This is a genomic window from Secundilactobacillus paracollinoides DSM 15502 = JCM 11969 (genome assembly GCF_001311135.1).
GTDB classification, from domain to species: domain Bacteria; phylum Bacillota; class Bacilli; order Lactobacillales; family Lactobacillaceae; genus Secundilactobacillus; species Secundilactobacillus paracollinoides.
This window is the reverse complement of record NZ_BBAG01000093.1, coordinates 1-7186: the sequence shown is the minus strand read 5'-3', so window position 1 is coordinate 7186 and position 7186 is coordinate 1. Positions and strand designations below refer to the sequence as shown.

Annotated in this window: 7 protein-coding genes and 2 pseudogenes; all 9 read right to left on the bottom strand. The window is 31.9% G+C overall.

The window, feature by feature from the left end; all coding sequences use genetic code 11:
* A partial coding sequence (locus JCM11969_RS15565; RefSeq protein WP_156319405.1) for an oligosaccharide flippase family protein occupies nt 1-495 on the bottom strand: 495 nt, incomplete at its 3' end.
* Nucleotides 496-501: 6 nt separating this feature from the next.
* Nucleotides 502-1615 (bottom strand): annotated as a pseudogene (gene glf, locus JCM11969_RS15560) (UDP-galactopyranose mutase).
* Between the two features lie 235 nt (nt 1616-1850).
* Nucleotides 1851-2569: pseudogene (locus JCM11969_RS20845) on the bottom strand (glycosyltransferase).
* Nucleotides 2535-2885, bottom strand: coding sequence for a glycosyltransferase (locus tag JCM11969_RS15545; protein WP_054712659.1), 351 nt, complete (start codon nt 2883-2885; stop codon nt 2535-2537). Before JCM11969_RS15545 ends, JCM11969_RS20845 begins: the two are co-directional and overlap by 35 nt.
* 792 nt (nt 2886-3677) lie before the next feature.
* The gene (locus JCM11969_RS15535; protein WP_054712651.1) at nt 3678-4268 is read right to left on the bottom strand and encodes a glycosyltransferase family 2 protein; all 591 of its coding nucleotides are present in this window, start codon (nt 4266-4268) and stop codon (nt 3678-3680) included.
* Nucleotides 4261-4908, bottom strand: a complete 648-nt coding sequence (locus tag JCM11969_RS15530) for a glycosyltransferase (RefSeq protein WP_054712647.1) — start codon at nt 4906-4908, stop codon at nt 4261-4263. Before JCM11969_RS15530 ends, JCM11969_RS15535 begins: the two co-directional genes overlap by 8 nt.
* Before the next feature lie 451 nt (nt 4909-5359).
* Nucleotides 5360-5917: an acyltransferase gene (locus JCM11969_RS20130; protein WP_054712644.1), complete on the bottom strand. Its 558-nt coding sequence runs from the start codon at nt 5915-5917 to the stop codon at nt 5360-5362.
* A 225-nt stretch (nt 5918-6142) separates the two neighbouring features.
* Entirely contained in the window at nt 6143-6448 is a 306-nt protein-coding gene (locus JCM11969_RS20035) for a beta-1,6-N-acetylglucosaminyltransferase (RefSeq protein ID WP_263850082.1), read from the bottom strand.
* Nucleotides 6449-6473: 25 nt separating this feature from the next.
* Nucleotides 6474-6926, bottom strand: a complete 453-nt coding sequence (locus JCM11969_RS20030) for a beta-1,6-N-acetylglucosaminyltransferase (RefSeq protein ID WP_054712641.1) — start codon at nt 6924-6926, stop codon at nt 6474-6476.
* Nucleotides 6927-7186: the final 260 nt, after the last annotated feature.

The following is a 7186-nucleotide window of genomic DNA, read 5'->3' as shown; positions in this document are numbered from 1 at the left end:
AAACACTCCACTATAGGATTTTACAAACGTAAAAATACTAATTAATGTGATGATTTTGACGATGAAGTTTCTTAACACTGTAACTGCAAAATTCTCGACGCCCATAAAGAACCAAGAAATGTCAAAAGCAGCCGCTACGAGAGAAACTGATTGTGCCAGGTAATATACATGGTATTGATGTGTAAACATCAAAAATATCAAAAAAGCAACATAGGCCAAAATAATTGTTAAGACACGCATAGAAAAAATTTCATAAAAAGTTCGCGTGAGCTTACACTTGTCATCCCTAACAAAGGCCACCTGTCGATTTCCATATAGATTGACGCCAACACTACCAAACAGAATGAAATATTGAATAATCGAGTTTGTATAGGAATTAATCCCTACACCAGTCGGTCCCAATACTCGAGACAGATAGGGTGTTGTTATCAATGGTACCAATAAAATAAATACCTGGTAAAAAGCATTATAGAGATAATTCTTGATAACTCTCATAGAAAACTACTCTCCGAATTCTTTCTTAACTAGCTTCAAAGCTGCCATGATCGTCTGATCCATATTGTAGTAACGATACTGACCTAAACGACCACCAAAAATCACGTTAGGCACAGTCTTTGCAAGCTCATGGTATTGTTTATACATTGAATTATTTTGAGAATTATTTATTGGATAGTATGGTTCATCACCCTATGCCAATCCATCGGGTACTCTCTGGTGATAACAGTTTTACCTTTATCACCCTTACCAAACTCAAAATGTTTGTGTTCGATAATCCGAGTATAAGGTGTTTCTGCATCTGTATAGTTAACAACAGCGTTACCTTGGAAATTATCAATATCCAACGTCTCAGTTTCAAATTTCAAGCTTCTATAAGCCAATTCACCAAGCTGATAGTCAAAAAATTGATCAATCATTCCCGTAAAAACAATTTTAGAAAACCTTTGAAGATACTCACCTTTTTTATCAAAAAAGTCAGTGTTGGTCTTAACTTCAATGTTTTTGTCATCAAGCATTTTTTCAATAATCTGAGTGTAGCCACCAATCGGAATACCCTGATAATCATCATCAAAGTAATTATTATCATACGTGAAACGGACCGGTAATCTTCGGATTATAAATGCTGGAAGCTCAGTCGCTTTTTGACCCCATTGCTTTTCGGTATAACCCTTAATGAGTTTCTCATATATATATCTCTACCAACTAATGATATAGCTTGTTCTTCCAAATTCTCAGATTTTTTTCCATTCATTTCGAGTCGTTGTTCAGCGATTTTGTTTTTTGCCTCTGCAGGCGTTATCACATTCCACATTTGGTTAAAAGTATTCATGTTAAATGGCATATTGAATGTTTCATCGTAAAACTTTGCAATTGGACTATTTGTAAATCGATTAAAATTTGCAAAAGAATTAACATAGTCCCAAATATGCTTGTCACTTGTATGGAAAATATGAGCTCCATATTTATGAACTTGAACGCCACACTTTTTATAAGTATAAATATTTCCAGCAATTTCACTTCGGCGATCGATCACAATTACGTTATTTCCCCTTATTGCTGCCTCATGTGCAAAGGTGGCACCAAATAAACCAGCACCTACAACTAAGAAAGTCTTCATGTCATCATTCCTCAAATCATAAATTTTATTAATTAAACTAGCCGATTTATAAAAGATAAAGTATTAATTTCATTAACATGTAAAGATCTGGGTTCGCAAAGCTAACGGACGAAACTACTATCCCATTTTTGTCTTATTGTTTTTAAATTCTAATGTGGTTGAAATATAATTGAATCAATTAAGAAACGACAACCAATCTGTAATTCTCATCCCTACTTTATTGTTAATTAAATTGTTAACCAGTAATTAAAACCCTTGTTAAAACACTATTTTTTTTGAGTGCTCTTCTTACATTCTCCATTGCCGTTTTTATATAATAGCCACTTCTCATTTGTAGACTTATTCTTTTGACATTCTTTTTCAACTCATGATAGTCTTGCTGGGTAATTTGATTCATCATACTATCAATGTCGTCCAGCTTAGAAATCACAAATCCTACTTTATTACTAACCACAAAATCGCTAAGAGCTGCGTCTTTCCATACAATTACGGGTAAGCCGGAACTTAAGTACAAAGAAGCCTTGTGAGGATTGTTGTACATCGTATACTCTGCTAGATTATTGTCGTTTAAGTCCCCATCCAAACTAAACCAAACGCTGCTTTAAAGTGCATTGGCACCTCTTCAGGTGAATACTGCCCATCATAACGAATATTTTGGGGATAGTGAGAAAGAGGATTGGGACCAAGCAATTGTATTTTTGTTTTTATGTTGATTTGCTTTAAAAATGCAGATTTCCATAGATTACCAGCAAAAACAAGTCCATCTTCTACTGAATAATTTGGATTTTGATTATTTGAATTTTCATAGTCAAAAATCCCCAAAGATACCATAGGTACTCTAATCCCATTATCTTCCAACCATTTTTTCATATTATTATTGTGTACAACTAGGCAATCAAATTCGTTTAAATATTTTATTTCAGCCGAAACCTTTTTTTTTATTATGCTTACCAAACCTCAGGCTATCTACATCATGGACGATTACGACAGTTTTAACATTCTCTTTTTTCTTGACAGACTTGAGCATTACTTTTTCACAAATTCTACTATACATAGGATATTGAAATACAATCATTGTATCTCTCAAGCCCTTAATTTTTTTTTGCCAAGAAATCGCTAAGAATAAGAACCGTTTATATTTCTGTGGATAAAAATCATAGTCAATAGTTTTATAGCCTACTTCTTCTAAAAAATGAACAATATCTTTTTTAGGCTTCACAAGTGCGCTATTCTCGCTCTTCATTTGAAAATCTAGTATATATCCTTTCAAAGGAAACACTCCTGACTCTATTTGTATTTTGAATAATTGTGTCTTCTTTCTTCAGACAAACAAAGTAGTTTTTATTTGCTGTAATTTGAAAGTTCATAGTTTAGTCGACATTACACTTTTAAAATTTATTTTTGAAAATACTATAAACAAAAACTCAGAATAAAATACTAGCCACTTATTTATAAAGTGTCCATCCGTATTTACTGCAAATCCCTCAGCTTAAAATTTCTCCTCTCATTCTCAGATTAATTGGCCACTGATTCGTAAAAAAGCTCTACCAATTTATAAATAAATTTATGATTATACCTGTTTTCACCTTAATATGGCTTTTTGAATAGTCTGCCAACTCTATTGTTATCATGGGTTCAATTGCGCAAAGCATGATCATTTAAAACGAAGTCTACAATTCTTTATTTTTTCTCTTGGGAGAAATTTTCTCCACCCTAACTCGTAGAGCAAAGAAGATTTTTTTTATATTTAACGGGTACAATATCAGTGTACTAATTAACGCAATTGCCGCCTTAAAGGAATGATTATTTTTGAATGTTCGGGAACAATCTTCATATTTATTTGATCCAGTATTATAAGCATGTCTAAAAAGAGAACTTCTAAGGGGAAATTTATTATATTTCATCCCTATTTCTTTAGGATTCACCAACTTATCGTATTTTTCTAACGTATTACATTTTAAAATACCCTGCCTAACAATTGAAGCACTAACATCCATCAGAAGTTTATTCGAAGAAGTAACCCCGCTGTCCCGTATTCTATAATCCAAAAGAATTTTTTTGGTTACATATCCTGTAAAGCCGGACAATAGTAATCTTGACCATAAATCATAATCCTCACAAGATGGAATTTGTCTATAGCCATCCAAAAATCAAGACTTGATTTCCTTATTAAAGTTGAAGAGTGAATAATGAAATTATTAGTTCTTATTTGCTGGGCTGAACTTATATCCCCTTCAATAGGCATTATCCTTTTTCCAACAGTTATATTCTTAGTATCAATTTCTCTAGCCGAAGTTCCAACAAAGTCATATCCACGTCGTATGATATCCATTTCAACATCCAGTCTATGCAAGCAAGAAACGTCATCAGCATCCATTCTCGCAATGAATCTCCCTCTTGCAACCTTCAGACCATTATTGAGGCTTGAAACAAGACCACTATTTCTATTATTTTTAATTAATATCACTCGGTCATCTGTCAATGACAATTTTTTTAAATAGCGCTGCACATCAACCCTAGACGGACTATCATTTACAATGATAAATTCTAAATCAGTAAATTTTTGCATTAATATAGAATTTACCGCTTCGTTAATTGATCTAATTGTCTCATTATACACTGACATTATTACGCTAATTGTAGGCTTATTCATCAACACTTGTACCTCTGTCCAAACTGTCTAATGCTTGGATCATTCGCAATAAGTAGTTTTGAGGACTAAATTTCATTGCGGTTTTTTGTAACTCATAAGGCTCATTAATTAATTCGATGTCACCTATTTTACTTATTTTTTTTACTAATTCATTCACACTGCCGAGTTTGTACAAATAACCATTATATTTATCAACAACAATATCCTCTGGTCCGGTTGAGCAATTCGAGCTAATTACGGGTATTCCATGCGCTAAAGCCTCAATCAATACAGTTGGTAATCCCTCATACTTTGATGTTAGTATTAGAGCGTCAGTTTTTTTGATTAGTTTCCAGATATCCGTTTGAAATCCCATCCACTTTATACAAGCACTTATGCCTATTGAATTAGCATATCTAGATAACTTGGCTTTATCTTCGCCTTCTCCAAAAATTTTTAGCTCAAAAGCTTCATTGATTTTTGAGAGTGCAGTAAATAATTCTGATAAATTTTTTTGCTTATCATAGTCAAATCTGCCAATATAAACCAACTCTAATTTGTTAGTTTTTTTGTGAGGCGTTGGAAAGCTTATATCACCATTAACTGGTATAGGATCAAATATCGTGAAAATTTTTATCTTATTATTCACTTTTTCTTTCATTTCAGCTGTAATTCCAGAACTAATAGAAAAAAAGCATCCTGCGAATTTGCCTCAAACTTTGAAAAAGGTTTTTCAGAAATCGAAAAATGATACCATCCAACAACCTTATATCCTAAATTCAAAATTTTTTCAACCAATAAAACATTGACCAAATAATCGGTGAGGTCGAAATAATTATTTTGGGATTTTTAATTGCAATTTGAAAAATCCAATATGGCAAACGAAAAAGATATTCAATTTTTTTGAATTTTTTTGGCAGCAAAAGATTTTTGATACAGAAGTCGCTTTCTTGTAACCAATCCTTAGTTTCAGTTCCCCCAAGAACAAAAAGTTTAAAACTATATTTGTTTTCAGGTCGAATAGACTTAAATATATTTTTAATTATTGTTTCCGTTCCGCCTTTTCCTGATAAAAAAAGGCGTTATAATAAAAACTTCTGACATTATTTTCCTCACTTAGATAAATTACTATGAGTATTACTTTTTATAATCACTGCGGGATTTCCGGCTACTACAGAATTCTTTGGGATGTCTTTTGTAACAACTGAACCAGCAGCAACAACCACATTCTCCGCAATTTGCACTCCCTTTAACACTACACTGTTTGCACCAATCCAGACATTATTACCAATTGTAACGTTTCGAGTTATAAACCCCCTGTTACCTAAATAAAAATTATGGTCGTGATCTACAATAACTACGTTATTAGCAATCAAACATTTATTACCTATCACAATGCTTTTTAATGATGTTATACTTACATTGCGATTTATAAATGTATCATTGCCAATTACTATTTTCCCTCCATCTATACTTTCTAAATGAGTAAAGCCTCTTGAGCTACATCTCTTCCCAATACAAATTGTGCTTTCATGGTCACAAACTATATCCAATTTACCTCTCCATCTATTTTGAGGGGCTTTGATTTTAATACTTGCAGATAGTCTAATCCTAACTTTTAAAAATTTTATAAAAGTATACATACATCTAAGGAAAACTTTTACAGCCATAAATCCCACCTCACAAATCTCAGTCTCTAGATTAAAAATAGCTATACATTCAGTTAATTACTTCTATTTATAGTAATTGTTTATCCCGGTGAATAGTCTATGAAATTTAGCTACATTTATATCTAAATCACTAATTCGTGGATTACCTTTTTAATGATTTCATTGTCAATTTTTTTCATCAAACTTTCTGGAAAAAAAGTGACCACTCTGCTTCGCAAGTTTTATCTAATCGAAATCGGAAATTCTCCAAGTTTTAGGTGATCCATCCCACCAATTTATATATCGAAGATTTCCTTGAAACTCATCTGATATGTTATGAACTGGCTTTTCGTAATAAATTGGAAATTTGCTTTTCCCACGTATATTAATTAATGTGGGAATAAACAGTTCATCCACTAAAAATCCCTTATTAAAAATTTTAAATATTAGATTCTCTGAACAAACGATTTCTCTCGCCAATTCGTGACTTATAGAGCACCAATTAGATCCATAGCCAATTAAATCAATTGGTAACTTATCTTTTTGAATCAAACCTAGTTCAACTTTTTCTAGTTGTCTATAAATTCGAAAGAAAAATATTATAATCACGAAAATGTTTAGTAAAATTATATTTCTTAATACGCATTTTTAATTTGTTTTTCGGAATTGTAGCACTGTAAGTCAAAAAATTTTCACCGATATGAGAATCAAAAAAATTGTGTATTTCGTCTTGGCCTGCTATTGGTAAATCTAAGCCCGAAATAAGATGGTAGATACTATGTTTTGTTTTAGTCGCTATTTTTAAAAGATTAATTTCCGCTTGAATCAAAGAATAATCACCCCAATAAATATTAATACGAGGCAGAATCGTAAGCCTAGCATTGATTAATTCAGGATGAAGTATTTGTGAACCTGCTTTTTTATCTATTAATAAATAAATATCGTTTCTAGAATCGTCCAAAGTTTTTAACAATAATGCTAGTTGATTAAAATTTCTGTTTGCAATTATTAGATAGGCATGGGAATTCAAATCCTTTTAACACCCTTTTCTATAAACCCAGAGACAACAACACTATATAGTAGATTAAACCCATAGCTTTGATTAAAGTGGTAAATACTGATAAGTTAATATGTACCAATAGATAAACATCAACGTGCTGAATAACATACTGACCACTAAATAAAGACCAGACAAATTGTGATAACCTTTTTTCAATTTATTACCATCTAATAAAATCATCCTCATCGGAATAGATAAAAATAATAAAACCATTGTAAACCGTATATAAA